The 25,084-nt window shown below is 66.5% G+C and carries 30 protein-coding genes and 1 tRNA gene; 17 read left to right on the top strand and 14 right to left on the bottom strand.

All coding sequences use genetic code 11. The features are described from left to right. Positions 1 to 52 precede the first annotated feature (52 nt). Positions 53 to 373: a TIGR02300 family protein gene (locus tag OK349_RS02205; RefSeq protein WP_265116198.1), complete on the top strand. Its 321-nt coding sequence runs from the start codon at positions 53 to 55 to the stop codon at positions 371 to 373. Positions 374 to 449: 76 nt separating this feature from the next. Beyond that, positions 450 to 525: transfer RNA gene (locus OK349_RS02200), tRNA-Ala, on the top strand. Positions 526 to 586: 61 nt separating this feature from the next. Here the strand turns inward: OK349_RS02200 and OK349_RS02195 are convergent. Beyond that, positions 587 to 1,360 carry a hypothetical protein gene (locus OK349_RS02195; protein ID WP_265116197.1) on the bottom strand — a complete coding sequence of 258 codons (774 nt, stop codon included), beginning with the start codon at positions 1,358 to 1,360 and terminating at the stop codon, positions 587 to 589. After that, on the bottom strand, positions 1,360 to 3,453 hold the full coding sequence (locus OK349_RS02190) for a TonB-dependent receptor domain-containing protein (protein ID WP_265116196.1): 2,094 nt from the start codon (positions 3,451 to 3,453) through the stop codon (positions 1,360 to 1,362). Before OK349_RS02190 ends, OK349_RS02195 begins: the two co-directional genes overlap by 1 nt. 177 nt (positions 3,454 to 3,630) lie before the next feature. Here OK349_RS02190 and OK349_RS02185 point away from each other — a divergent pair, with 177 nt between their 5' ends. Then, positions 3,631 to 3,798 (top strand): hypothetical protein, encoded by a 168-nt coding sequence (locus OK349_RS02185; RefSeq protein ID WP_265116195.1) that lies wholly within the window; start codon positions 3,631 to 3,633, stop codon positions 3,796 to 3,798. A gap of 19 nt (positions 3,799 to 3,817) precedes the next feature. On the opposite strand, the gene OK349_RS02180 is transcribed toward OK349_RS02185, so the two are convergent. Then, positions 3,818 to 5,107, bottom strand: a complete 1,290-nt coding sequence (locus OK349_RS02180; protein ID WP_265116194.1) for an MFS transporter — start codon at positions 5,105 to 5,107, stop codon at positions 3,818 to 3,820. Between the two features lie 156 nt (positions 5,108 to 5,263). Between OK349_RS02180 and pgsA the strand changes: the two genes are divergently transcribed. The 3 genes from pgsA to OK349_RS02165 are packed head-to-tail and all read left to right on the top strand — an operon-like array spanning position 5,264 to position 6,524. Beyond that, complete coding sequence (gene pgsA / locus OK349_RS02175; RefSeq protein ID WP_265116193.1) at positions 5,264 to 5,818, top strand: CDP-diacylglycerol--glycerol-3-phosphate 3-phosphatidyltransferase; 555 nt, start codon at positions 5,264 to 5,266, stop codon at positions 5,816 to 5,818. Further along, entirely contained in the window at positions 5,818 to 6,069 is a 252-nt protein-coding gene (gene moaD / locus OK349_RS02170; protein ID WP_265116192.1) for a molybdopterin converting factor subunit 1, read from the top strand. Before pgsA ends, moaD begins: the two co-directional genes overlap by 1 nt. Continuing rightward, complete coding sequence (locus tag OK349_RS02165; RefSeq protein WP_265116191.1) at positions 6,066 to 6,524, top strand: molybdenum cofactor biosynthesis protein MoaE; 459 nt, start codon at positions 6,066 to 6,068, stop codon at positions 6,522 to 6,524. The genes moaD and OK349_RS02165 overlap by 4 nt, the downstream gene beginning before the upstream one ends. Here OK349_RS02165 and OK349_RS02160 read toward each other — a convergent pair. From OK349_RS02160 to OK349_RS02145, 4 genes are all read right to left on the bottom strand, one after another. Beyond that, the gene (locus OK349_RS02160) at positions 6,479 to 7,414 is read right to left on the bottom strand and encodes a hydrogen peroxide-inducible genes activator (protein WP_265116190.1); all 936 of its coding nucleotides are present in this window, start codon (positions 7,412 to 7,414) and stop codon (positions 6,479 to 6,481) included. The two genes, OK349_RS02165 and OK349_RS02160, sit on opposite strands and share 46 nt — an antisense overlap. A gap of 98 nt (positions 7,415 to 7,512) precedes the next feature. Continuing rightward, positions 7,513 to 9,090, bottom strand: a complete 1,578-nt coding sequence (gene ahpF / locus OK349_RS02155; RefSeq protein WP_265116189.1) for an alkyl hydroperoxide reductase subunit F — start codon at positions 9,088 to 9,090, stop codon at positions 7,513 to 7,515. A 103-nt stretch (positions 9,091 to 9,193) separates the two neighbouring features. Next, the gene (gene ahpC, locus OK349_RS02150) at positions 9,194 to 9,757 is read right to left on the bottom strand and encodes an alkyl hydroperoxide reductase subunit C (protein WP_265116188.1); all 564 of its coding nucleotides are present in this window, start codon (positions 9,755 to 9,757) and stop codon (positions 9,194 to 9,196) included. Positions 9,758 to 9,894: 137 nt separating this feature from the next. Next, positions 9,895 to 10,659, bottom strand: coding sequence for a sulfite exporter TauE/SafE family protein (locus tag OK349_RS02145; RefSeq protein WP_265116187.1), 765 nt, complete (start codon positions 10,657 to 10,659; stop codon positions 9,895 to 9,897). A 161-nt stretch (positions 10,660 to 10,820) separates the two neighbouring features. On the opposite strand from OK349_RS02145, the gene epsC reads away from it, so the two are divergent. Further along, positions 10,821 to 11,519: a serine O-acetyltransferase EpsC gene (epsC, locus tag OK349_RS02140; protein ID WP_265116186.1), complete on the top strand. Its 699-nt coding sequence runs from the start codon at positions 10,821 to 10,823 to the stop codon at positions 11,517 to 11,519. Further along, a complete protein-coding gene (locus OK349_RS02135) occupies positions 11,516 to 11,857 on the top strand; it encodes a DUF2794 domain-containing protein (protein WP_265116185.1) in 342 nt (113 codons plus the stop codon). The genes epsC and OK349_RS02135 overlap by 4 nt, the downstream gene beginning before the upstream one ends. Before the next feature lie 13 nt (positions 11,858 to 11,870). Here OK349_RS02135 and OK349_RS02130 read toward each other — a convergent pair whose 3' ends face one another. Further along, complete coding sequence (locus OK349_RS02130) at positions 11,871 to 12,146, bottom strand: acylphosphatase (RefSeq protein ID WP_265116184.1); 276 nt, start codon at positions 12,144 to 12,146, stop codon at positions 11,871 to 11,873. 137 nt (positions 12,147 to 12,283) lie between these two features. Here OK349_RS02130 and OK349_RS02125 point away from each other — a divergent pair, with 137 nt between their 5' ends. Beyond that, positions 12,284 to 13,060, top strand: a complete 777-nt coding sequence (locus OK349_RS02125) for a polyphosphate kinase 2 family protein (RefSeq protein WP_265116183.1) — start codon at positions 12,284 to 12,286, stop codon at positions 13,058 to 13,060. A gap of 69 nt (positions 13,061 to 13,129) precedes the next feature. Here the strand turns inward: OK349_RS02125 and OK349_RS02120 are convergent, their stop codons facing one another. From OK349_RS02120 to OK349_RS02110, 3 genes are read right to left on the bottom strand one after another with little or no spacing between them, the layout of a single operon-like run. Continuing rightward, positions 13,130 to 13,291, bottom strand: coding sequence for a hypothetical protein (locus OK349_RS02120; protein ID WP_265116182.1), 162 nt, complete (start codon positions 13,289 to 13,291; stop codon positions 13,130 to 13,132). Between the two features lie 39 nt (positions 13,292 to 13,330). After that, a complete protein-coding gene (locus OK349_RS02115) occupies positions 13,331 to 13,669 on the bottom strand; it encodes a hypothetical protein (protein ID WP_265116181.1) in 339 nt (112 codons plus the stop codon). A gap of 55 nt (positions 13,670 to 13,724) precedes the next feature. Beyond that, positions 13,725 to 14,360: a carbonic anhydrase gene (locus OK349_RS02110; protein ID WP_265116180.1), complete on the bottom strand. Its 636-nt coding sequence runs from the start codon at positions 14,358 to 14,360 to the stop codon at positions 13,725 to 13,727. A 65-nt stretch (positions 14,361 to 14,425) separates the two neighbouring features. Between OK349_RS02110 and lipA the strand changes: the two genes are divergently transcribed. Both lipA and OK349_RS02100 read left to right on the top strand, forming a co-directional pair. Continuing rightward, on the top strand, positions 14,426 to 15,364 hold the full coding sequence (lipA, locus tag OK349_RS02105) for a lipoyl synthase (RefSeq protein WP_265116179.1): 939 nt from the start codon (positions 14,426 to 14,428) through the stop codon (positions 15,362 to 15,364). After that, positions 15,364 to 15,858, top strand: a complete 495-nt coding sequence (locus tag OK349_RS02100; RefSeq protein ID WP_265116178.1) for a type II toxin-antitoxin system RatA family toxin — start codon at positions 15,364 to 15,366, stop codon at positions 15,856 to 15,858. Before lipA ends, OK349_RS02100 begins: the two co-directional genes overlap by 1 nt. Here OK349_RS02100 and OK349_RS02095 read toward each other — a convergent pair. From OK349_RS02095 to OK349_RS02085, 3 genes are read right to left on the bottom strand one after another with little or no spacing between them, the layout of a single operon-like run. Then, complete coding sequence (locus tag OK349_RS02095) at positions 15,786 to 16,322, bottom strand: CinA family protein (protein WP_265118510.1); 537 nt, start codon at positions 16,320 to 16,322, stop codon at positions 15,786 to 15,788. The genes OK349_RS02100 and OK349_RS02095 overlap by 73 nt on opposite strands. Beyond that, positions 16,319 to 16,840: a hypothetical protein gene (locus tag OK349_RS02090; RefSeq protein ID WP_265116177.1), complete on the bottom strand. Its 522-nt coding sequence runs from the start codon at positions 16,838 to 16,840 to the stop codon at positions 16,319 to 16,321. The genes OK349_RS02095 and OK349_RS02090 overlap by 4 nt, the downstream gene beginning before the upstream one ends. Positions 16,841 to 16,844: 4 nt before the next feature. After that, positions 16,845 to 17,987, bottom strand: a complete 1,143-nt coding sequence (locus OK349_RS02085; protein WP_265116176.1) for a bifunctional 2-C-methyl-D-erythritol 4-phosphate cytidylyltransferase/2-C-methyl-D-erythritol 2,4-cyclodiphosphate synthase — start codon at positions 17,985 to 17,987, stop codon at positions 16,845 to 16,847. Between the two features lie 257 nt (positions 17,988 to 18,244). Here OK349_RS02085 and OK349_RS02080 point away from each other — a divergent pair, with 257 nt between their 5' ends. The 6 genes from OK349_RS02080 to OK349_RS02055 all read left to right on the top strand — a co-directional run bounded on the left by OK349_RS02080 (position 18,245) and on the right by OK349_RS02055 (position 25,083). Further along, entirely contained in the window at positions 18,245 to 18,901 is a 657-nt protein-coding gene (locus OK349_RS02080) for a trimeric intracellular cation channel family protein (protein ID WP_265116175.1), read from the top strand. A 62-nt stretch (positions 18,902 to 18,963) separates the two neighbouring features. Beyond that, positions 18,964 to 20,001, top strand: a complete 1,038-nt coding sequence (gene dusB, locus OK349_RS02075; protein WP_265116174.1) for a tRNA dihydrouridine synthase DusB — start codon at positions 18,964 to 18,966, stop codon at positions 19,999 to 20,001. Further along, the gene (locus OK349_RS02070; RefSeq protein ID WP_265116173.1) at positions 19,977 to 21,077 is read left to right on the top strand and encodes a two-component system sensor histidine kinase NtrB; all 1,101 of its coding nucleotides are present in this window, start codon (positions 19,977 to 19,979) and stop codon (positions 21,075 to 21,077) included. Before dusB ends, OK349_RS02070 begins: the two co-directional genes overlap by 25 nt. Positions 21,078 to 21,079: 2 nt before the next feature. Next, positions 21,080 to 21,331, top strand: coding sequence for a CBU_0592 family membrane protein (locus OK349_RS02065; RefSeq protein WP_265116172.1), 252 nt, complete (start codon positions 21,080 to 21,082; stop codon positions 21,329 to 21,331). After that, the gene (gene ntrC / locus OK349_RS02060) at positions 21,328 to 22,773 is read left to right on the top strand and encodes a nitrogen regulation protein NR(I) (RefSeq protein WP_265116171.1); all 1,446 of its coding nucleotides are present in this window, start codon (positions 21,328 to 21,330) and stop codon (positions 22,771 to 22,773) included. Before OK349_RS02065 ends, ntrC begins: the two co-directional genes overlap by 4 nt. A gap of 60 nt (positions 22,774 to 22,833) precedes the next feature. Beyond that, complete coding sequence (locus OK349_RS02055; RefSeq protein WP_265116170.1) at positions 22,834 to 25,083, top strand: sensor histidine kinase; 2,250 nt, start codon at positions 22,834 to 22,836, stop codon at positions 25,081 to 25,083. The last annotated feature ends 1 nt before the right edge of the window (position 25,084 follow it).

The raw sequence follows: 25,084 nt of genomic DNA, 5'->3' as shown, positions 1-25,084 counted from the left end.
GGGACAAGCTTCCCGTCACCCTGCTAAATCGAAGAAAAGGTAAGAGCGGCACATGGTGAAGCCGGAATGGGGCACGAAACGGACCTGCCCGAAATGCGCGACGCGCTTCTATGACCTGACCAAGGACGAGCCGGTCACCTGCATCAGCTGCGGCTTTGCCTGGGAGCCGGAGCCGGTCCTCAAGTCGAAGCAGCCGCTGCCGTTCGAGGTGGTGAAGAGCGAGGTCGACAAGGTCAAGGTCGAGGACGCGGATCTGGGCGATGAGGATCTGGACGTCGATGAGGACGCTGAGGGCTCGCCCGACGACGATGTCGACCTGGGCGGCGACGACGACCTGGGGGTCGACACCGGCGACGACGACGAAGAGACCTGAGAACCGGAAACTCGAAAAAAACCCGGTTGCAAACCACGCGATGGCTGCTAGAGGCCATCGCCTTCCCGGAACGGATGGGGCCGTAGCTCAGCTGGGAGAGCGTCGCAATGGCATTGCGAAGGTCAGGGGTTCGATCCCCCTCGGCTCCACCATTCCTTCCAAACGGGACGAGGCAAGGGCGGCGAAAGCCGTCCTTTTTCGTATGACTAACGCTCAGCCCGGCTCGGCGGCGATCACATAGTCGAAACCGTGACGGATGCCGTCCTTGCGCGCAGCGAAGGCGAGTGCACGGGCGCGCAGCTCCTCGCCACGCGCGGTGAGCGCGGACGTCAGCGCCGGGTCGCCGAGCCGGGCGATTCGCGCGGCGCACATGTCGATCTGGCTGTTCACGAAGCGCGCCTTGTAGCGGATCGGGAAGCGCCGCGCGGCGATCGGCTTGAAGCCCGCTTCGGCCATGCGATCGAGCACCCAGCCCATCGGATATTCGCGATAGGGCCGCTCGCCGGCAAGCAGCAGGCAAGCGTCACGGAAGCGCCCGATCTCCCAGACCAACCGCCCGGCTTCGGTGGCTGGATCGTGCGTGACATAGGGTTCGAGCCCGACGAGATAGAAGCGGCGGGCGGTGAGCGCGCGCAGCCGGGCGAACATCGCGCCCTGGAAATAAGGCGCGAAGCCCTCGACTGCGCCGATTAGATAGTCGGCGAGCACGGTATCGAAGCGCTCGCCCTTGAGCAGCTCGGGATCCGCCCAATTGGCTGCGATGAGCCGATCCTGCGGCCGGCGGGCGGCTTCAACGGCGTCGCGCACCTGCACCGCATGCGCGGTGGCACCGGTGACCGCGACCCAGCGATCGGTCGCGATCGAGGAGACCCAGCGGACCGAATGCGTGCCGGTGCCGGCATCGAGCAGAGATCCCCAAGGCAGATCGCCCTGGAGATCCTCGATATGCGCGAACAGCGAGGATCCGGCGCCGGCTCCCTCTGCCATCAGAATGCGGTGCGCAGGCCGAACACAAGGTTGCGACCGCGCAGCGGCGCCGCGTCGCGGATGAACGAGGCATGGTTATAGGCCAGCTCGTTGGTGAGGTTGGTACCGCGCACGAACAGCTCGGCATTGGCCGATCCGCCCAGCTCGAGCCGGTAGGCAAGGGTTGCGTTGACCATGTCGTAGCCCGGGGTGCTGGTCTCGAACGCGGCGACCTTACCCTGCTCGAACACATGATAATATTCCGCATCGAAGGTGAGCGGGCCGACATGCGCGTCGACGCGGCCGCCGAGCCGACCGGCGGGGATGCGCGGCAGGTTGCCGAGCCCGTCCTTGAGCTCGGCGCGGACATAGTCGCCGAAGATCGACGCGGCGAACTGGGGGGTGAACTCGTGGCGGATCTCGCCGTCGACGCCAGTGAAGGTCGCGTCGGCGCCGACATAGCGGATCAGGCGGAAATCCTCGAACTGGTCGAGCGTCTTGGCGTAGATATAGTTATCGAAATCCTGGTGGTAGGCGCCGATCGTGAAGGTGGTCGGCCCGCGCGTCTTGCGCAGCGTCAGGTTGATCGAGTTCGAGGTCTCCACGCCGAGCGAGACGTCGTCGGGCAGGCGGGTGTTGCCGGTGACCATCCCAATCTCGAACGTGTTGGTCGCGAGGTGGACACCATAGGCGTAAAGCTCCTGCACGCTGGGCGCGCGCTGCGACCGGGCAAGCGACAGCGCGACCGAATAGTCGCCGTCCACATCCCAGATCGCCGCGCCTGAAGCCGAGAAGGGGCTGTGCTTGATCCCGGGATAACGCGTCCCCGCCGGCTCGACTTGCTGCCATTCCTGTCGCGCCGCGAGCTCGAGCCGCACCGGTCCGAGCGAGAGCGTTTCCATCAGGAAGAGCGCGGTGTTCCTGGTCTCGGTGCTGATCAGGAACGCTTCGGCACCTTCGGCGCTGAACTCACTCTCCCAATGCTGTACCCCGATCACGCCGCGCAGGCCCGCGATCGGCTTGTGAGTGAGCTCGAAACGCCCGTCGAAACCCTTGTTGCGGAAGGTCGTGGCGACCTCGCCGTCGTCGAGCTCGTCATGCTCGTAATCGGTGAAGGACATCCGGAAGCGCATCTTCTCGAACCCTGGCAGGGGATCACGATAGTCGCTGCGGATGTCGAAGCGGTCGCTGCGCAGCTTCACATAAGGCGCGCCGTGATCATGGTCATGATCATGATCGTGATCGCCGTCGTCATGGCCGTGACCGCCGCAGTGCAGGCTGGTGCCGTGCGGGTGGCAGTCCTCATACTCGTGGCTATGGCCGGGGAGGCCATATTCGCTGCGCTGGCGGGTATAGGCGACGCCGAGATAGCCGCGCGGCCCGATCCAGGAGAGGCCGGCGCTGAGCGTCGAAGTGTCATTGTACGAGCCTTCGACATGGTCGCTGCCGAATGCATCGGGCACGCGATAGTCGTCCGACTTGCGACGCACGCCTTCGACGCGGAAGGCGAAGGGCCCGAGGCCCGCGGTGACGCCGCCGACGATCGCGCGTTCCGCGTCGGCGGTGCCGAGCCGGCCTTCGGCAACGCCGGAGATTCCGCCCTTGGGCAGTTCGGTCGGCACCTTGTCGTCGAGCAGGTTGATCGCGCCGCCCGCAGCGCCGCTGCCGTAGAGCAGGGTGGCGGGGCCGCGCAGCACCTCGATCCCGCGCAGCAGCAGCGGCTCGGTGGTGACATTGTGATCGGGCGAGATGGTCGAGGCATCCATGATCGCCGAGCTGTCGCTCAGCGCCTGGACGCGCGGTGCGGTCTGGCCGCGAATCACCGGCCGACTGGCGCCGCCGCCGAAATTCTCGACCTGGATGCCAGGCTGGCCAGCGAGCGTCTCGCCGAGCGTCGCCTGGCGGCGATGGACCAGTTCCTCGCCGCTCAGCGTGATCACGGGAGTCGCGGTCTCGTCGGCGGTCTGCTGCAGCGGCGAGGCGGTGATCACCACCTCGCCCTCAGCATGGCTGCCTGCCTGGCCGGCGGTGCTGGCACTGCTGTTGGCGAGCGCTTCGCCCGGCGCGAACGCGAGGAACGAGGCTGCGCTGTAGAGATGGATGCGACTGATCACGATTACCCCATTTGCTGTCTGAACCGTGAGCCGGATAGGATATAGTATAACATCACGCAATAGGCTGGCGAAGATTGACGGGTTGGACAGGGGACGGCGCCTCGCGTCCCAAATCCGGACGGCGTTAACCATCATCCGGCATGGCCGAAATCGTAAACAAAACGTTAACTGTCGGCGATGCGAGACCAGGCGATCCTCGGCCGCCCGAGCGAAGGGCACCCGTTCCGGGCCACGCTGCCCGTGATCCGCGCGAACGTCCGCAAGCGCGAGGACGACAGCGACCTCAAGCTGTTCGTGCTGAGCTACTGCGCGTTCTTCGTCTGCTTCTACACCTTCTTCCTCTGAAGAAGGTCGTCCACGCCGCCTAGTCGCAGGCGAGGTGCAGCTTCTGCGCGATCCAGGCGGAGACGAGGCACATGGCGCACACCAGTAGCAGCATATCCTCGGGTCCAACCCCGGCGGCGGTGATCGCGATCACCACAATCGCGCCGATCGTCATCGCACCGGCGTTGACGATGTTGTTGGCGGCGACGGTGCGCGCAGTCTGGTCCTTGGTCACGGTGGTGGTGAGGAAGGCGTAGAGCGGCACCACGAACATGCCGCCGGTGATCGAGATGCCCATCAGCGTCAGCAGCAACAGCCAGGCCTGCGGCATCACCACGAATTCGAGCACGCCGTAGAGGCCGCCATTGGGCGCCGGCACCCAGAAGCGCGCCTCGATCGAGAGGATGCCGACGATCACCGCCATCAGGATCACCGACATCGGCGAGTATTTGGCGGAGATCTTGCCCTTGAGCATGGCGTTGATGATGATCGATCCGATCGCGACGCCGACCGAGAAGATCGCGATCATCAGGCTAGCGACGCGCTCGTCGGCGGTGAGCAGGTTCTTGGCGAGCGGGGGGAAGATCACGATCAGCACCGATCCGATCGTCCAGAAGAAGCTGATCGCGCAGATCGCGAGGAACAGGCGCGGGATGTGCATCGTCGCGGCGACCAGGCGCCACGAGGAGGTGACCGGGTTGTAGTTGATGTCGAGCATCGGTCCGGCGCGCGGCGCGGGCGGCACAAGGCGTCCGGTGAACCAGCCGATCGCGGCGACCGCCAGCGTCAGGAATCCCGCGGTTTCGACCGAGACCCAGCCCGCAATCACCGTACCCAGCAGGATCGAGAGATAGGTCGCGGCCTCGACCAGGCCGGTGCCGCCGAGCACCTCGTCATCCTTCAGATGCTGGGGCAGGATCGCGTATTTGATCGGGCCGAAAAAGGTCGAGTGGGTGCCGAGCATGAACACCGCGCCGAGCATCATGCCGATGCCGAGATTGGTGTAGCCGATCTTCGCGACATAGATGCCCGCGCCGCCGAACAGCATGATGCCGATCTCGACCGTCTTGACGATGCGGATGATGCGCGCCTTGTCATAGGTGTCGGCGAGCTGCCCCGAGAGCGCGGAGAGGACGAAGAAGGGCAGGATCGCGAGGCCCGTCGCCAGCGCGTTGAAATAGCTTTCCTGCTGGGGATCGTTGAACACCTGATAGGTGGCGAACAGAACCAGCGCGGTCTTGAACAGATTGTCGTTGAACGCCCCCAGGAACTGCGTGGTGAAAAGGGGGAGAAACCGGCGCTCCTTGAGCAATCCGAGCGCGTTGATCATGTGGTTGGCGGGCCTTCGTCCGTCGAAACTGAGCCGGGCATAGCCGGGCGGGGCAGGTGGCGGCAACCGCTATCGGCGCGATGTGACAAACCGGTGTCAGCGCCCGCGCATCCCGGGGGATGATTGCGGGCGCCGGCGATGCTAGAGCAGGGGCCGATGCTGACCCTGCCCAATATCCTGACCCTGTCGCGGATCGTCACCGTGCCGCTGCTCGTCTTCTTCCTGTGGTGGCGGGAATGGGAGACGGGCTATGCGCTCGCCTTCGCGACCTACTGCCTGATGGGGATCACCGACTATTTCGACGGCTATCTCGCGCGCTCGCGCGGGACGGTGTCGAAGCTCGGCATCTTCCTCGATCCGATCGCCGACAAGATCATGGTCGCGGCGGTGATCCTGATCCTGTGCGCCAAGGGGATCATCGCCGACCTGCACATGATCGCCGCGCTGGTCATCCTGCTGCGCGAGATCGCGGTGTCTGGGCTGCGCGAGTTCCTGGGCGGAATCCAGGTGTCGGTGCCCGTCTCGGCGCTGGCCAAGTGGAAGACGGCGTTGCAGCTGGCGTCGCTCGGCGGGCTGGTGCTGGCGGGGGCAGTGCCCGGCTGGCCATGGGTGCATGACGTGAGCCTGGTGATGTTGTGGGCTGCGGCGCTGCTGACGCTGATCACCGGCTGGGATTACCTCCGCGTCGGCCTGAAGCATATGGACAGCTGATGCGGCTGCTCTATTTCGCCTGGGTTCGCGAGCGCATCGGCACCGGAGAGGAGACGGTCGAGCCGCCCGAGGCCGTGCGCACCGTCGCGGATCTCGCGGATTGGCTGAAGGGACGGAGCGACGGCCACGCCGACGCGCTAGGCGACCTTACGAAGCTGCGCGCTGCCGTGGACCAGCGCTTCGTGCCGCCCGACAGCGAGCTGGGCAATGTCGCGGAAGTGGCCTTCTTCCCGCCGGTGACCGGCGGATGATCCGCGTCTCGGTCGATCCCGCGCCGATCGATATCGGCACCGAACTCGCCGGGATCGAGGAGACCGGGGCGGGGGCGGTGGCGAGCTTCATCGGGATCGTGCGCGCCGATGACGGCGTGACGGGACTCGAGCTGGAACATTATCCCGGGATGACCGAGGGCGTGCTGTGCGACCTCGCCGAGCAGGCGATGACGCGCTGGAGCCTGCTCTCGGCGGTGATCGTGCATCGAATCGGGCCGATGGAACCCGGCGACCGGGTGGTGCTGGTCGCGACCGCAGCGACGCACCGGCGCGAGGCGCTGGATGCCTGCGCCTTCCTGATCGACCGATTGAAAACAGAGGCGCCGTTCTGGAAGCGCGAAACGCGCGGCGGGACGGCGAACTGGGTCGAAGCCCGGGCGGGCGACGATCAGGCCGCGGCGCGCTGGAGCGGATCGGACGGCAAGCCCGACTGAGCCAGCACCTCGGCGAGCAAGCGGAAATCGCGCTCGCGCGGAGACGCCTTGCGCCACACCAGGGCGATGCGGCGCGCGGGGTTGTCGGCCTGAAGTGGGCGCGCGGCGACATGGGTGTGGTCGAGGATGCCCGCGTCGAGCGCCATTTCGGGGAGCATCGTCACGCCGAGGCCATTGTCGACCATCTGCACCATGGTGTGGAGCGAGGTGCCGAGCATCGTCGCCTCGGCGCGCAATTCGGGCCGGTTGCACGCGGCGAGCGCGTGATCCTTGAGGCAATGACCGTCCTCGAGAAGGAGCAGGCGCGTCTCGTCGATCTCGCCCGGGGTGACCGAGGCGTGATCCGGCTCATACTCGCCCTCGGGGAAGGCGACGAACAGCCTGTCGTCGAACAAAGGCGCGGTCTCGACGTCGCCACAGGCGTAGGGGAGGGCCAGCAGCACGCAATCGGTGCGACCGGTGTGCAGGCTCTCGCACGCCGCCCCGCTCGGCTCCTCACGCAGGAACAGCTTGAGATCAGGATAGTCGGCGCGGAGCCGAGGGAGGATGCGTGGGAGCAGGAAAGGCGCGATAGTGGGGATGACGCTCATCCGCATCTCGCCCGACAGCGGGCGCCCGGCGGCGCGAGCGAGATCGGCGAGTTCTTCCGCCTCGCGCAGTACGCGGCGGGCCTTGTCGACGATCCGTTCGCCGAGCGGCGTGAAGCGGACGACGCGGCGGGTGCGCTCGACCAGGACGACGCCGATCAGCGTCTCGAGCTCGCGCAGGCCCGCGGACAGGGTGGACTGGGTGACATAGCTGGCCTCTGCCGCGCGGCCGAAATGGCCGTGATCCTTGAGCGCGACCAGATATTGAAGCTGCTTGAGCGTGGGGAGATAGGTCTGCGCCATTGATCGATCCAAGCGATGAATGGCGCCGATATAAGTGGGGCGGTGAATATATTCCAGAGCCGCCGTCCCGGTTTCGCACCGGGACGGCGGCCGGAAACTCAAGCCGCGGCCGCCTCGATCTCCTCCGCAGGCAGGCGGATGAGATAGTCGAAGGCCGAGAGCGCGGCGGTCGAGCCGGCGCCCATCGCGATCACGATCTGCTTGTAGGGCACGGTGGTCGCGTCGCCTGCCGCGAAGATGCCGGGCTGGCTTGTCTCGCCGCGCGCGTCGATCTCGATCTCGCCACGCGAGGTAAGGGCGATCGAATCCTTGAGCCACTCGGTGTTGGGCACCAGGCCGATCTGGACGAAGATACCCTCCAGCTCGATGTCGTGCTCCGCGCCCGAGTTGCGGTCCTTGTAGGTGAGGCCGGTCACCTTCTCGCCGCCGTTCACGCGGGTGGTGAGCGCCGAGGTGATGACCTTGACGTTGGGCAGGCTGCCGAGCTTGCGCTGGAGCACCGCGTCGGCGCGCAGCTGGCTGTCATATTCGATCAGCGTGACGTGTGCGACGATCCCGGCGAGATCGATCGCCGCCTCGACGCCGGAATTGCCGCCGCCGATCACCGCGACGCGCTTGCCCTTGAACAACGGCCCGTCGCAGTGCGGGCAATAGGCGACGCCCTTGTTGCGATACGCGTCCTCGCCGGGCACGCCCATCTGCCGCCAGCGCGCGCCGGTGGAGAGGATGACGGTCTTCGCCTTGAGCCTGGCGCCATTGGCCAGCACGACCTCGTGCAGCCCGCCTTCGCGCGTTGCCGGGATCAGCTTGTCGGCGCGCTGGAGGTTCATGATGTCGACTTCGTTTTCCTTGACGTGGCCTTCGAGCTGGGCGGCGAGCTTGGGGCCTTCGGTGTAGGGGACCGAGATGAAGTTCTCGATGCCCATCGTGTCGAGCACCTGGCCACCGAAGCGCTCGGCGGCGATGCCGACGCGAAGCCCCTTACGCGCGGTGTAGATCGCCGCGGCCGAGCCGGCGGGACCGCCGCCGACGACGAGCACGTCGAACGGCTCCTTGGCCTCGAGCTTTGCCGCGGCCTTGGCCTCGGCGCCGCTGTCGAGCCTCGCCACGATCTGCTCGAGCTCCATGCGGCCCGAGCCGAACGGCTCACCGTTGAGGAACACGGTAGGGACGGCGAGCACCTGGCGGGCATCGACCTCGTCCTTGAACAGCGCGCCGTCGATCGCGACGTGGCTGACGTTCGGGTTGAGCACCGCCATCAGGTTGAGCGCCTGCACCACGTCCGGGCAGTTCTGGCACGACAGCGAGAAATAGGTCTCGAAGTGCAGTTCGCCCTCGAGCCCCTTCACTTGCTCGATCACGTCCTGCGCCGCCTTGGACGGATGGCCACCGACCTGGAGCAGGGCGAGGACGAGACTGGTGAATTCGTGCCCCATCGGGATGCCGGCGAAGCGGACGCCGATATCGGTGCCAGCGCGGCGGATCATGAAGCTGGGCTTGCGCTTGTCGTCGCTGCGGACGAGCGTGATCTTGCCGCTCAGCTCGGCGATCTCGGTGAGCAGGGTTTCGAGCTCGCGCGACTTGGCATCGTCACCCAGGCTGGCGACGAGCTCCACCGACTCGCGGATGTGCACGAGGTAGCCCTCGAGCTGCTGCTTGAGATGTGCGTCGAGCATCGGAATCTCCTGAATTCCAGAAACAATACGGCCCAGGGCTACGGGAAGTTAGCCCTGGGCCGCTTGGGCGCCCGCACAAGGGGAGGGGGCGGGCGCCGAAGTGTTAGATCTTGCCGACGAGGTCGAGCGACGGGGCGAGGGTCTCTTCACCCTCTTCCCACTTGGCCGGGCAGACTTCGCCGGGGTGCGCTGCAACATACTGCGCCGCCTTGATCTTGCGCAGCAGCTCCTGCGCGTTGCGGCCGACGCCCTCGCTGGTGATCTCGACGATCTGGATCACGCCCTCCGGATCGATCACGAAGGTGCCGCGATCGGCGAGGCCCTGGCCTTCGCGCAGCACGTCGAAATTGGTCGACAGCGTGTGGTTCTGATCACCCAGCATGTAATAGTTGATCTTGCCGATCGCGGGCGAGGTGTCGTGCCATGCCTTGTGGCTGAAATGCGTGTCGGTCGAGACCGAATATACCTCGACGCCCATCTTCTGGAGAGTCGGGTAGACGTCGGCGAGGTCCTCGAGCTCGGTCGGGCAGACGAAGGTGAAGTCGGCCGGATAGAAGAAGAAAACGGCCCATTTGCCGCGCACGTCGGCGTCGGTGACGTCGACGAACTTGCCTTCCTTGAAGGCGGTCGCGGTGAACGGCTTGAGCGAGCTTCCGATGAGGGCCATGTTCTGGTGTCTCCGTTATGATGCAGTGCAGCTTGTGCAGCGCCGCATCTACGTTGCAGCGCCGCACAAGTGAAACAGGAAGTCTCGTTCGGTTTGATCGAGACAATCACTCAATGATTTAAATTTGATCGAGCGGATCAGACGAGAGCGCGATAGACGCTGTAGCTGCTGGTGACCGTCAGCACGATGCCGACAAGGATCAGCAGCGTCTTGGTCGGTACGCGCTTGGCGAGGAATGCCCCGAAGGGCGCCGCCATCACGCCGCCGATCAGCAGCCCCACCACGGCTTCGGTGAAGGCCGCGAAGCCGAGATGGAGGATGAAGGTGATCGACACCGACAGCGTCAGGAAGAACTCGACGCTGTTGACCGTACCGATCACGTAGCGCGGCTGCGTTCCCTGAATCAGCAGGTTGCTGGTGACGACCGGGCCCCAGCCGCCGCCGCCCGCCGCATCGAGGAAACCGCCAGCGAGGCCGAGCGGCTCGACGATCCTGGGCTCCTTGTGGTGGCGGGTCGGAAAGCTGATTCCGCGCCACAGCAGATAGAGTCCGATTGCGGCGAGATAGGTCATCACGAACGGCCGCGTGACCGAGGCGTCGAGCGAGGTGAGGAGGTAAGCGCCGGTGACGCCGCCGATCACCCCCGGGATGAGGAGGCGGAAGAACAGCTTCCAGTTCACATTCTTGTGAATCGCGTGGCTGATGCCCGAAACGCCGGTGGTGAAGCATTCCGCGAGGTGGACGCCGGCCGATGCGGTGGCGGGCGGAACGCCGAGAACGCTGACCAGCAAGGTGCTGGAGATCACCCCGAACGCCATGCCCAGCGCGCCGTCGACGATCTGCGCGGCGAAACCGACTGCGATGAAGGGAAGCAATGCCTGGAAGTCGATGGCTTCGAACATCAATCCTCTTTCACGCTGGTTGCGGCCCCGGGGTGTGGCCCGGCGTTTCAATCCCTACAAGATACATCGTGTTTAGACGAGACAAGCGGGAAAAATGCGCCAAGCTGGAAAAGCCAGCATTCCGAGCCTAAATAGCTGAACAGACCAAAGGGGCCTGTTGCATGTTCCGTCGTCTCGGAGCCTATCTCGATTCGATTCGCGCGCGGGATCCCGCGCCACGGAGTCGTGCGGAAATCCTGCTCTATCCAGGCGTTTGGGCGGTGTTCTGGCACCGCGTCGCGCACCGGCTGTATCGCGCCGACCTGTTCTTCCTCGCGCGCTTCGTCAATCACACCTCGCGCTGGCTGACCGGGATCGACATCCATCCGGGTGCGAAGATCGGGCGCAATTTCTTCATCGACCATGGCTTCGTGGTGATCGGCGAGACCGCCGAGATCGGCGACGACGTGACCATCTACCAATGCGTGACGCTGGGCGGCACTAGCCCCGATAACGGCGTCGCGGGCAAGCGGCATCCGACGCTGAGGGACGGCGTGATCATCGGATCGGGCGCGCAAGTGCTGGGGCCGATCACGGTGAGCGCGCGCGCGCGGATCGGCGCCAATGCGGTGGTAACCAGGGACGTGCCCGAGGGCGCGGTGATGGTCGGCATCCCCGCCAAGGCGACTTTGGTCGAGGCGGGCAAGTGGAAGAAGGACTTCGTGCCCTATGGCACGCCGTGCAGCGAGCTCTACGATCCGGCGACCCAGAAGCTCGAGCTTATGCGCTGCGAGCTGGAGGCGATGCGCAAGCGCGTCGACGAGCTGCTCGCCGAGCGCGAAACCACGCGCGGCACCGAGGAGCAGCGCGACCGCGCGTGACGGGGATCGTAACGCCTTTCCCGCTCCGCGGCCCCGCTCAAGTGGGGTTCGAGCGCGTCGAGCTGACCCGCATCCTCGATCTTTACGGCCGCATGGTCGCAGCCGGGCACTGGCGGGATTATGCCATCCAACTCGGCCGCGACGCCGCGATCTTCGCCGCCTTCCGCCGTGCCGCCGAGCGCCCCGAGTTCCGCGTCGAGAAGCGTCCCGCGCTGCGCAACCGCCAGGGCATGTGGGCGCTGGTCAACGAAGCCGGCGCGGTGCTCAAGCGCGGACACGAGCTCGGCCCGGTGCTTGCCCCGGTCGAGCGCAGGTTGCTGAAACTGGTCGAGGATTAGGGGCCTATACCCGTCAGGCGGTGAAGCGCTTGGTGAAGCCCTTCACATTACCCGCTTCCGCCGGCATCGCGTCGACCCGCTCGACATGCGCCATCACCGGCCCTTCGCGGCAGCGGTCGACAAAGGTGTCGAGCGCCATGTCCTCGCCGTCCGCCAGAATCTCGACCCGCCCGTCCTGAAGATTGCGGACCCACCCGATCACGCCGAGCTGGTGCGCAGTGCGCACTGCCCAATCCCGATAGCCGACGCGCTGCACGCGCCCCTCGATCACCAAACGCTGAGCACTCATATTCGCTTAACCCCGCACACATGCACCAATGCGGCGCATGCAACTGTCATAATTCAGGGAAGGGGCGGCTGCGAAGGCCGCTCAGGCGCAAATGCAGGGCATTTCAGCGCGGATTCAGGGATGTTAGGGTGCCGCGCATGAAAATCGATCTCAGCGACTATGAAAAGGGCGACAAGTTCGTCGGCGACTATGACCAGGCCCTGGCCGAGGTGCAGGAGCGGCTGGAGCGCATCCAGGTGGCGCATATCGTGCACGAGCGCGCCGCGATCCTGGTGCTCGAAGGGTGGGACGCGGCGGGGAAGGGCGGGATCATCAAGCGGCTGACCGGGCAATGGGACCCGCGCTTCTTCGAGGTGATGCCGATCAGCGCGCCGAGCGAGAATGAGCTGGCGCATCATTTCCTGTGGCGCTTCTGGACGCGGCTGCCGGCCAAGGGCCACATCGCGATCTTCGATCGCAGCTGGTACGGCCGCGTGCTGGTCGAGCGGGTCGAAGGCTACGCCAGCAAAGCCGAGTGGCAGCGCGGCTATGACGAGATCAACGACTTCGAGGCGCAGCAGATCGAGGCTGGCGCGACGATGGTGAAGCTGTTCGTTCATATTACGCAGGAGAAGCAGGACAAGGAGCTGACGGAGCGGCTCGACGATCCGTGGAAACGCTGGAAAACGGGCCCCGACGATTTCCGCAACCGCGCGCGGCGGGCGGACTATCTCGACGCGATCGAGGAGATGTTCGAGCGGACGAGCACCCGGCACGCGCCATGGACGGTGATCGACGGCAACAGCCGCAAGGCGGCGCGGATCGCCGCGCTCACCGCGATCGCCGACCAGCTGGAGGCCAAGGTGCCGATGAAGCCGCCTGCGATCGACCTCGCGTTCGAGAAGATGGCGCTGGCGGCGCTGGCGGGGAAGTAGCTTGACGCCGCGGAAAAGATGGGTGCCGCCGCCGTCCGGCCGCGACACCCATCCAGTCACACGCTTGGGTTATTTACCCCGGTGATCCTTGTGATCGCCGGGTTGCTCCTTCTTTTCCTGACAGCAGCAGCACTTGCCGTCCTTGCAGCAGGCCATCTCGCCGGAGGCGGCCATCGCAGTGGTCGAAAGGGTGAGCGCCAGCGCAGCGCCGGCGAGCTTGATCATCTTCATGTTGCCTAGTCCTTCGTTGAATGAACCGATTTTGAGGATCTAGGCGGTTCGAGGAGGCGGCAGTGGCGGAGCCTGCGACTGGCCGGTCAGCAACGGGGGCATGTACGCGACGGGTGCCGCGGGCGGCATGATCAGGGGCGTGAACGCCGCCATCGGTGCGGGAAGCGGAGCGCAGATCGAATTGCATCTCGCCTCGTCCGGCGTGCGATGATCGGGCTGTGGCTTTGCCGGCGCGTCATGGCAGGCGCTTTCCGAGAGAGTGCCCTGCGCGATCGGTGTCATCGCGGCGGCCGGCGCACAAAGCGGCCCGGCCCGCACGACGATGAGAATGCCGAGCAGCACCCACAACAAGGGACGAGTCCACGCAGGTTGCGTCATCGCGGCGACCGTACGCGAACCGTGTTCTTTTCGCACATGCTTTGTGCGCGGACGCTCAGGCCGGGGCGAAGGCTCCGCCCTCGTCCATGACGTGAAGCACACCATCGGTGATCGCGAAATAGGCGCCGTGGATGGTGAGCAATCCCTTCGACTCGCGCTCGGGGATGCAGGGGAAGGTGCGCAGATTGGCGATCGAGACGCGGACGGTCTCGAGCTCCAGCTCGTGGATCGCTTCGGCGCCATGGCCATGCTTGGCCACGATCCGGGTACGCGCATCGTCGAGCAGATCGACCCAATGGTCGATGAAGCCGCCCGCGCCGGGCGCAGCCCCCGCGAAGCGGCGCGAGAAGGCGGCATGGACGCCGCCGCACGCGCCATGGCCCATCACCACGATCTCCTCCACCTCGAGCTGGGTCACCGCGAATTCGAGCGCCGCGCTGACGCCGTGGCGTCCGCCGCCGAGCTCGAACGGCGGCACGAGGTTGGCGACGTTGCGCACCACGAACACCTCGCCGGGGTGCGTGCCGAAGATCGTAGCGGGATCGACGCGGCTGTCCGAGCAGGCGATGACCATGACCTTGGGGCTCTGGCCGCGGCTGAGTTCCGCCCAGCGCGCATGTTCGCGCGGCCACTCCTCGGCGCGGAACCGGTGATAGCCGGCGATGAGATCGGAGAAGTGGGTGTGAGTCATGCGCGTCCCATTGGCGCAGGCCGTGGGGGCTGGCAAGCCGCGGGCGGGATCGCTATCTGCGCGCCATGAGCGAAATGGCCCCGATCCCCGAAGCCCGTCCAGAACGCCAGCGCAAGCCCGACTGGATCCGCGTGAAAGCGCCGACTTCGGCCGGCTTTGCAGCAACCCGCGCGCTGATGCGATCGAAGAGCCTGACCACGGTGTGCGAGGAAGCGGCCTGCCCGAACATCGGCGAGTGCTGGAGCAAGAAGCACGCGACGGTGATGATCCTGGGCGACACCTGCACCCGCGCCTGCGCCTTCTGCAACGTCAAGACCGGCATGCCGCGCGCCGTCGATCCGATGGAGCCCAACAACGTCGCCGAAGCGGCGGTGCAGATGGGGCTTGAGCATATCGTGATCACCTCGGTCGACCGCGACGACCTGCCCGACGGCGGGGCGAAGCAGTTCGTCAAGGTGATCGAGGCGATCCGCAAGGCGAGCCCGGCGACCACGATCGAGATCCTGACCCCCGATTTCCGTAACAAGCATGAGCAGGCGATCGAGATGATCGTCGCGGCGCGGCCCGACGTCTACAACCACAACCTGGAAACGGTGCCTAGGCTCTATCCGACGATCCGCCCCGGCGCGCGCTATTATGCCTCGATCCGGCTGCTGGAGACGGTCAAGAAGCTGGATCCGTCGATCTTCACCAAGTCGGGCGTGATGCTCGGGCTCGGCGAGGAGCGGCTGGAAGTGCACCAGGTGATGGACGACATGCGCTCGGCCGACATCGATTTCCTGACGATGGGCCAGTATCTTCAGCCAACGCCGCGTCACGCCAAGGTGCAGGATTTCGTCACCCCGCAGGCGTTCGATGCCTATGCCGCGATCGCGCGTGCCAAGGGCTTCCTGCTGGTCGCGTCCTCGCCGCTGACGCGGTCGAGCTATCACGCCGGCGACGACTTCGCGAAGATGAGGGCCGCACGAGAGGCCAAGCTGGCGAAGGCGGCGGTTCCGGCCTGATGCCGAAGCACTCGGAGACCCGGCGGCTGCCCTATACGCCGGAGCAGATGTTCGACCTGGTCGCCGATGTCGGGCGCTATAGCGAGTTCCTGCCCTGGGTCAGCGCAGTGCGCGTCCGTTCGGACAGCGAGACCGAGATGGTCGCGGACCTGATCGTCGGCTTCAAGGGGCTGCGCGAGACGTTCAGCAGCCGCGTCGAGAAGCAGCGGCCGGGGCATATCCGGGTCGACTATCTCGACGGGCCGCTCAGGCATCTGCACAATGACTGGCAGTTCCGGCCGGACGGGCAGGGCGGCTGCCTGGTCGATTTCGAGGTCGACTTCGCTTTCAAGAGCCGGGTGTTCGAGATGCTGGCGGGGCAGGTGTTCGACCGTGCGCTGCGGATGATGATCAACGCGTTCGAGGAGCGCGCGGCGCGGCTCTATGGCGATTCGGCGTCGGGTGCGGCGGGCTCGCCGGGCAGCAGCAGCTCGAGCGCGCACAGCGCCGCCTGAAGCCGCACGCCGCCGCGGCCGATATCGCCGAATTCGCGGGTGTCCGCGACGATCACATCAGGATCGGCATTCTTCTCGGCTCGGGCGAAGACGACATGGCCGACCGGCTTCTTGTCGCTCCCGCCGCCGGGACCGGCGATGCCGGTGATCGCCACCGCGACATCGGCGCCGCTTTCCTCAAGCGCACCCTGCGCCATGCTCCAGGCCGTGGCCACCGAGACCGCACCGAAGGTCTCCAGCACGTCGCGGCTGACCTTGAGCTCGGCCATCTTGGCGTCGTTCGAATAGGTGACGAAGCCGCCGGTCAGCACTTCGGACGAACCGGGGATTTCGGTGATCGCAGCACAGACCAGGCCGCCAGTGCAGCTTTCGGCGACCGCCACGGTGCGGCCGGCGAGCCGGTTCGCGTCGACGACCTTGCGGCCGGCCTCGACCAGTTGGCTCGGGAGAATCGTGTCCATCATCGCGGGCGGGCCATAGGGCATATCGGAAGCCTTGGCGCGCGCTTTTCGTCGTTCTGACTGAGCTGGAGCAACGCGGCGAACACGGCGGCGAGATTGCGCGGCGGAAGTGGTGCGAGATTGCTCACGATCTTGTCGAGTCCCGGGCAGTCGGCGGGCTGGATCTGCTGGGCGATCGCGGGGACGACGATCGAACGCACGGCGGGGATCGCGAGCTGTGATTCGGCGATGAACTGGCCTTCGGGTCCGAGCAGCTTGCGGATGCCGCCCTGCGCCGCGGGCATCGCGGGTGCCACGCCGGCATTGATCCGTGCCATGAAGGCAGCGCTCGGCTGGCGCAGAAAGCGCTGCTGCGGGCAGGCGCGGCCCAGCTCGCGAATCACGTCGGGCAGCATCACCTGGAACAGCGCTTCGGCCTCGCTGTCGGTGAGGCAGGGACGGGCGGACTGAGCCGAGGCGGCGGTGGACGCGGCGAGGCCGGCCCAGAGCAGGGCCGTGGCGGCGAGACGGGGGATACGCATAGGGTTACTCCGGCAAACGGACCGTGGCGGTGGCCTGGGCGGCCATGCCTTCGCCGCGGCCGGTGAAACCAAGGCGCTCGGTGGTGGTCGCCTTGAGGCTAACCCGCGACACCGGCAGGCTCAAGATCGCGGCGATGCTGGCGCGGATCGCCTCGCGGTGCGGGCCGATCTTGGGTGCCTCGCAGATTAGGGTGAGGTCGATGAAATCGATGATCCCGCCCTGTTCGCGCACCAGGCCCGCGGCGTGCTCGAGGAACTGCGCCGAGGCGGCGCCGCGCCATTTGGGGTCGCCGGGCGGGAAGTGCATGCCGATATCGCCCGCGCCGATGGTGCCGAGCAGCGCATCGGTGATCGCATGGAGCGCGACATCGGCGTCGCTATGGCCCGACAGGCCCTTGTCGTGGGGAATGAGGATGCCGCCGAGCCAGAGTTCCTGACCGGCCTCGAACCGGTGGACGTCGAAACCGGTCGCGCTGCGGGAGATCAAGGTGGCGGCATGGCGCGCCTCGGCAGCAGCGAAATCAGCTGGGTGGGTGATCTTTTCGAGCATCGGGTCTCCGGGCACCAGCATGACGTCCTGGCCCATGCGGCGGAGCATCTGGGCGTCGTCGGTGGCTTCCTCGCCTGCGGGCCAGGCGCGGTGCGCGGCGAGGATGGCGTCAAAGTGGAAGGCCTGGGGCGTCTGGATGCGGTTGAGGCCAGCGCGGGGGACATTGTCGCCCAAAATGGTGTCGCCTTTCGCGAGCGTGTCGGCGACGGGGAGGACGGGAACGGCGCCAGGAGCGCGATCGAGCGCTTCGAGCAAGGCGTCGATGACGGCGGCGGGGAGGAAGGGACGGGCGGCGTCGTGGATGAGGACGCGGGTGACGCCCTTGCCGACCAGCGCCTCAAGGCCGGCGCGGACCGAGTCGCGGCGTTCGGCGCCGCCGGTGACGAAGTTGACAGATTCCCCGAACGCCGAGCGGGCCTGATCTTCCTGCCCCTCGCCGATGACGACGGTGGTTTCGGTTATCGCCGGGTGCGAGGACATGGCAGTAACACTATGCACAAGCATAGGTTTTCCACAGAGTTGGGTGAACTGCTTGGGGACAGTCCCGCCGGCGCGTTCGCCCTTTCCGGCAGCAACAATGAGCGCGGCGGTTGTCACGGCGCGCGGACCGTCGCGGTACGGAAAGTCCCAAAAGTCACACCTCCGCGCGCGCGAAGCTGCGAGGGCGGTCGCGGGGCGTGGCGTGAGGAACGGGAGGCAGCGCTTCGCATCGGTGCTGCGTAGCGATTGGGGGACGTGTAGGAAAGTTGTTAGGGCCTTGCGCGGCTTGCGCACCCAAGTAGCTTCGACCGCAAGGAACGCGACATTTTGTGGAGGGCAAAGATGGCGCAGATCAACGGCCGGCCGGCGCCACGATGAAGGCCGACGACTCCGCCACTGATCGCATTCGCGACAAGGTGCTCGACGGTGTGGATCTCGCCGCGACCTTCGTGCTGGCGACCGAATGCGCCCTGAAGGGGGTTCAGGCGGATCTGGATCTGTTCGGCATCCTCGTGCTGTCGTTCGTCGGTTCGGTCGGCGGAGCGGTCATTCGCGACCTCCTTCTTGGCGAGCATCCGCCGGCTCCCTTCCGCGACTGGCGCTATGCGGCATTGGCGGTGGCGGCGACACTGGGGGTTATCACCGCATCGCTGATGCTGGGTCATGTCGGCGATTTCACCCCGCCGCTTGCGGTCGACGTCTTCGAAGCGGTCGGCCTCGCACTGGCAGCGGTGGCGGGCGCCCGCAAGTCGCTCGACTACAAGCTCAACAGCGCGGCCGTGGTGGTGATCGCCACGGTCAATGGATGCGGCGGGGGCATGCTTCGCGACGTGCTCACGGCGCGCGTCCCCTCGGTCCTGCACGAGGATTTCTACGCCACCGCCGCGGTCGCCGGGGCGATCCTGCTCGTCCTGCTGGTCAGGCGGTTCGAGGTTCGCCAGGACGTCGCCGAACCAATTGCCGGCGTCACGATCTTCGCGCTGCGCACCGCCGCATTGATCGGCGAATGGCGGCTGCCGCATCTGCGCTAGCGCCTTCTCTTGCATCAATGCCATTGCGCCTGTAGAGGCCACTGCCTATTTTTCAGGCAATCATGACGATGTTGAAGCCCATCCAGATCGGCCCGGTGCGGATCGAGACGCCGGTGCTGCTCGCGCCGATGACGGGGGTCACCGACCTGCCGTTCCGCCGGCTCGTGCGCCGTTACGGCTCCGGGCTCAACGTCACCGAGATGATCGCGAGCCAGGCGGCGATCCGTGAGACGCGCCAGTCGATCCAGAAGGCGGCATGGGACCCGATCGAGGAGCCGGTGTCGATGCAGCTGGTCGGCTGCACCCCCTATGAGATGGGCGAGGCGGCGAAGCTCAACGAGGACCGCGGCGCTGCGATCATCGACATCAACATGGGCTGCCCGGTGCGCAAGGTGACCAATGGCGATGCCGGGTCGGCGCTGATGCGCGTGCCGGAGCTTGCCGCGCAACTGATCGAGGCATGCGTCAAGGCGGTCAAGGTGCCGGTGACGGTCAAGATGCGCATGGGCTGGTGCCATGACAGCCTCAACGCGCCCGAACTGGCGCGCGTCGCCGAGGATATCGGCGCGAAGATGATCACGGTTCACGGGCGCACCCGTAACCAGATGTACAAGGGATCGGCGGACTGGGCCTTTGTCCGCAAGGTCAAGGACGCGGTGTCGATCCCGGTGATCGTCAATGGCGACATCTGTTCGCCCGACGATGCGCGCATGGCGCTCGAGCAATCCGGCGCGGATGGCGTGATGATCGGGCGCGGCGCCTATGGCAAGCCGTGGCTGTTGCGCCAGGTGATGGACGCGCTGTCCGGGCCAGATGAGCAAAAGGCGCGCGAACGGCCGGACCCGAGCATCGACGAGCAATATGCCCTGATCGCAGAGCATTACGCGATGATGCTCGACCACTATGGCGAAGAGACCGGCGTCAACATGATGCGCAAGCATATTGGCTGGTACACCAAGGGGCTGCACGGCTCGGCCGAGTTCCGCAACAAGGTGAACCAGGAGCCGAAGGCGGCAACGGTGCTGGCGATGCTCGACGAATTCTATGCGCAGTTCCGCGGGCAGCCGCAAGAAGCATGGCCCCGCCAAGAAGCGGCCTGAGGCCACCGCCGCAGCCCGGCGAGCCCGACCTGACCGAGATTTTCGGCGGCCTGCCGGTGGCCGCTCTGGTGCTCGATCCGCAGGACCGGGTGGTGCGCGCCAACATGGCGTGCGAGCATCTGCTCAACCATAGCGAAAAGGCGATGCTCGGCCAGCGGCTCGACCGCATCGTGACTCCGCCCGAGGGCTATGCCGGGCGGCGCGACGGGCATGGCTTTGCCGCGTTCGACGTCGAGATCGAGCCGACGCGGAGCCCGCGCACCCGCGTCGACTTCGTCGAGCAACCGATCGCCGAGCATCCCGGCTGGCGGATCGTGACGCTGCACCAGGCGCCGACCTCGCGCCGGCTGTCGGTGGGGGCGGATCGCAGTGCGGGCGCGCGCGCGGCGATCGGCGCGGCGGCGATGCTGGCGCACGAGATCAAGAACCCCCTTTCAGGTATCCGCGGGGCAGCGCAGCTGCTGGCCGATGACAGTGGAGAAGGCAGGGCGGAGCTCACCCAGCTGATCACCACCGAGGTCGATCGCATCGCCGCGCTGATCGACCGGATGCAGGACTTCACCGATACCCGCCCGCCCAAGCTGGCGCCGCACAATATCTATCCGCTGCTCGACCATGCGCGGCGGGTGGCGCTGGCCGGGTTCGCGCGCGGGATCATGATCGAGGAGCGGTTCGACCCCTCGCTGCCCCCGGTGATGATGGACAAGGACGCGTTCCAGCAGGTGGCGATGAACCTGCTCAAGAATGCCGCCGAAGCACTCAAGGACACGCCCGAGCCGAAGATCGTGCTGACGACGCAGTACCGGCATGGCGTCGCGATGCGGCCCGCGCCCGACCAGCCGCGGCGCTGGCTGCCGATCGAATTCTCGGTGAGCGACAACGGCCCCGGCGCGCCGGCGGACATCGCCAGCCATTTGTTCGAGCCGTTCGTGTCGGGCAAGCCCGAGGGCAAGGGGCTGGGGCTGCCGCTGGTCGAGAAGCTGGTGCGCGACATGGGCGGGGTGGTCGAATATGCGCGCGCCGGAGACCCCGAGATGACCGTGTTCCGCGTCAATTTGCCGAGGGCCGACGGATGACAATGGACTGGGTCGATATCGTCGGCTGGGCGGGCGCGGTGCTGGTGCTGGCGGCCTATGGCCTGGTTTCGACCAAACGGCTCGATGGGGAGAGCGTCATCTATCAGACGATGAACGTCCTGGGCGCCGCGGGGATGCTGATCAACACCTATGTCCGCGGCGCGCTGCCTTCGGCGGCGGTCAATGTGATCTGGATCGGGCTGGGGGTTTACGTGCTGGCCAAGGTCTGGCGCCGGCGGGAGCGCGACGCATGAGCGTGACCGGCGCCATCCTGATCTGCGATGACGATGCCGCGATCCGCACGGTGGTGACCCAGGCGCTGCGCCGTGCGGGGCATCGCGTGACCGCCGCCGCGTCGCTCGGCGAGCTCAAGCGCGAGATGCGCAGCGCGATCCCCGACGTGGTGATCACCGACGTGGTGCTGCCCGACGGCAACGGGCTCGACTTCGTGGCGACGCTGACCGGGGAATATCCCGACCTGCCGGTGATCGTGCTGTCGGCGCAGAACACGCTGGCGACCGCGGTGCGCGCGACCGAGGCGGGGGCGTTCGACTATCTCCCCAAGCCGTTCGACCTCGACGCGCTGACCACCGCGGTCGGGAGCGCGCTGGCGCGGGGGCGGCGGCTGGTCGACGATCTGCCCGCGGCGGAGGATCATGCGCTGTCGCTGATCGGGCGTTCGCCGGCGATGCAGGACGTGTATCGCGTGATCGCGCGCGTCGTCTCCAACGAACTGACCGTGCTGATCAGCGGCGAGAGCGGCACCGGCAAGGAGCTGGTGGCGCAGGCGATCCACGACCTGGGGCCAAGGCGCCGTGCGCCGTTCGTCGCGCTCAACATGGCGGCGATCCCGCGCGAGCTGATCGAGGCCGAGTTGTTCGGACACGAGAAGGGCGCGTTCACCGGTGCGGCGGCGCGGGTTGCGGGCAAGTTCGAGCAGGCGTCGGGCGGCACGCTGTTCCTCGACGAGATCGGCGACATGCCGATGGAGGCGCAGACGCGGCTGCTGCGGGTGCTGCAATCGGGCGAGTTCACCACGGTGGGCGGGGCGCGGGCGATCCGTGCGGACGTGCGCATCGTCGCGGCGACCAACAAGGACCTGATGAGCCAGGTGGTGGCCGGGGCGTTCCGCGAGGATCTGTTCTACCGCTTGAACGTGGTGCCGATCGCGCTGCCGGCGCTGCGCGAGCGGCGGCAGGACATCAAGCTGCTCGCGCGCCATTTCCTCGATCGGGCGGTGGAGGACGGGCTGCCGCGCAAGGCGATCGGCGACGACGCGATCGCGGCGCTCGAGGCGCATGACTGGCCGGGAAATGTCCGCGAGCTCGAGAATCTGATGCGGCGGATGGCCGCGCTCCACCGCGACGAGTGGATCGACGCCGCCGCGGTGCGCACGATGCTGGGCGAGGGGGCGGCGCTGCTTCCGGCGGCGCGCGACGAGGGGATCGAGGCGGCGGTGCATGCGCGGCTGGCGCGGATCGCGATCGAGGAGCCGCACGTGTTGGAGGACGGCACGCTCTACGACCGCATCATCGGCGAGGTCGAGCGGCCGCTGATCGAAGCGATGCTCGCGCGCCACGGCCAGAACCAGCTGCGCGCGGCGCGGGCGCTGGGGATCAACCGCAATACGCTGCGCAAGCGGCTCGATACGCTGGGGATCGATGTCGGCGGTGCGCGGCAGGACGATATGCCCTAGCGGCAGCCTGTTCGAATAAGTGTGTTTTCAAGGCAACGGTCTTGTTGTAGCCATGCAACGATGACCGCCGTCGCCAAGCCGATTGCCGAGACTGAAGCGCCCGCGCGGCGCTTCTCGGTTACGCCGATCCTTGAGCTGGCGGTGTTCGGGATCGCGGTCGGCGTGATGCTGACCACCTATCTCGTGATCAGCGGCAATACCGGATCGCAGCGCCTGCTCACCCCGCCGCTGGTCGCGCTGCTGCTGGTGTCGAACCTCGTCCCATTGGTCGCGCTGATCGTGCTGATGGGCCGCCGCATCGCGATGCGGCGCGCGGCGCGCTCGCCACTCGGGGGACGGGCGCGGCTGCACGTACGGCTGGTGGCGATCTTCTCGATCCTCGCCAGCGTGCCGACCATCTTCGTGTCGATCGTTGCCTCGCTGCTGTTCCAGTACGGCGTCGAGTTCTGGTACTCCGACCGCGCTCGCTCGATGCTGGAGAATGCGTCGACGATAGCAGCAGGGAGCCTAGAGGACCTTAAGCAACGTGTAGGCGCGAACGCGGAGAAGATGTCGTTGGACCTCGCGGGAGCGATCTCGGAGGGTGTGCCGATCGAGAGTCGAGAGTTTTTCAACTATCTGTTCGTCCAGACAACACAGCGCGAGCTATCTGAGGCCGCTATTGTTCGTCAGGCGGATTCAGGGGAAATCCTGACTGTTGTCATTCTCAATCCGTATGACCGATTGATTGAAGAACAAATTAGTCCGAGCGCGATCCGGCAGTTGAAGGCTGGCACCACAGCGGTGGTAGTCGAGGACGCCGGGGGACGGTTCCGGGCGCTCACGCGTTTCCCGGGAAGTGACAATACCTATCTGTACGCGGCCCGCGTCATTGATCCCATTCTACTTGACCGCAAGACTCGCTCGGAATCCGTGGTGCGGGACTTCACTTCGCTCACGGAGCGGTCGCGATCACTGCAGCTCCAGTTCAACGTTGCGCTGCTGGTGCTGTCGCTGCTGATTGTGGGGTTGGCGGTGTGGGTGGCGCTGGAGATCGCCGACCGCCTCGTTCGGCCGGTGGGCGACCTGGTCAAGGCAGCGCATGACGTGGCGGAAGGCGATCTCGGCACGCGCGTGCCGACGCCGAAGTCCCAGGACGAGCTTGGCATCCTCGCCACCGCGTTCAACCGCATGACCGACCGCTTGCAGGACCAGACCAACGCGCTGGTCGACGCCAATGCCCAGTCGGAGAGCCGCCGCGCGCTGATCGAGGCGGTGATGTCGGGCGTCACCGCGGGCGTGCTGTCGATCGATGCCAAGCGCCGCATCCGCCTGATCAACAGCAGCGCCATGGCGCTGCTCAATCCGGGCGAGGCGCCGGTCGGGCGGCTGCTCGCGGAGGTGTCGCCCGAGCTCGACGGGATGCTCGACGGCGAGGCGCACGAGGATATCGTCCAGCTCACCAGCGGTGGCGAGGCGCGCACGCTGGCGGTGAAGATCACCCACGACGAGGCGGGGCAGGTGCTGACCTTCGACGACATCACCCAGCAGCTGCTCGACCAGCGGCGCGCGGCCTGGTCCGACGTCGCGCGCCGCATCGCGCACGAGATCAAGAACCCGCTGACCCCGATCCAGCTCGCTGCCGAGCGGCTCCAGCGCCGCTATGGCAAGCAGGTCGATGCCGAGGACGGCACCTTCGCCAAGCTGACCGACACGATCGTGCGGCAGGTCGGCGACCTGCGGCGCATGGTCGACGAATTCTCGTCCTTCGCGCGGATGCCCAAGCCGGTCTTCCGCGAGGAATCGCTGCTCGACATCGCGCGGCAAACGATGTTCCTGCACGAGGTCGCGAAGCCCGAGATCCGCTTCACGCTTACCCATCCGGACCCGGTGCCGACATTGGTGTGCGACCGCCGCCAGCTGGGCCAGGCGCTGACCAACCTCGTCAAGAACGCGATCGAGGCGGTGGAAGCGCGTGAAGACGGCGAGGCGAAAGAGGTCGCGATGACGATCCGCGAAGGCGAGGAGGGGCAGCTGTTCATCGACGTGGCCGACAATGGCATCGGCCTGCCCGCCGAGCGCGAGCGGATCGTCGAGCCCTATATGACGACGCGCGCGCGGGGCACAGGGCTGGGGCTCGCGATCGTCAAGAAGATCGTCGAGGAACATTTCGGGACGATGGCGTTCGCCGACCGGCCGGGCGGCGGCACGCTCGTCACGCTCTGCTTCGACACGGCGACGCTCGAGCGGCTGACGGGAACCGGCGGCGAGGACGGAGAGGCGCCGGGAGGCGCCGTGCCCGCCGCACTTACAAGAACGAAGAACGGATAAA

The organism is Sphingomonas sp. BT-65 (assembly GCF_026107375.2).
Classification (GTDB): Bacteria; Pseudomonadota; Alphaproteobacteria; order Sphingomonadales; family Sphingomonadaceae; genus Sphingomonas.
This window is presented reverse-complemented; position numbering and strand designations above follow the sequence as displayed.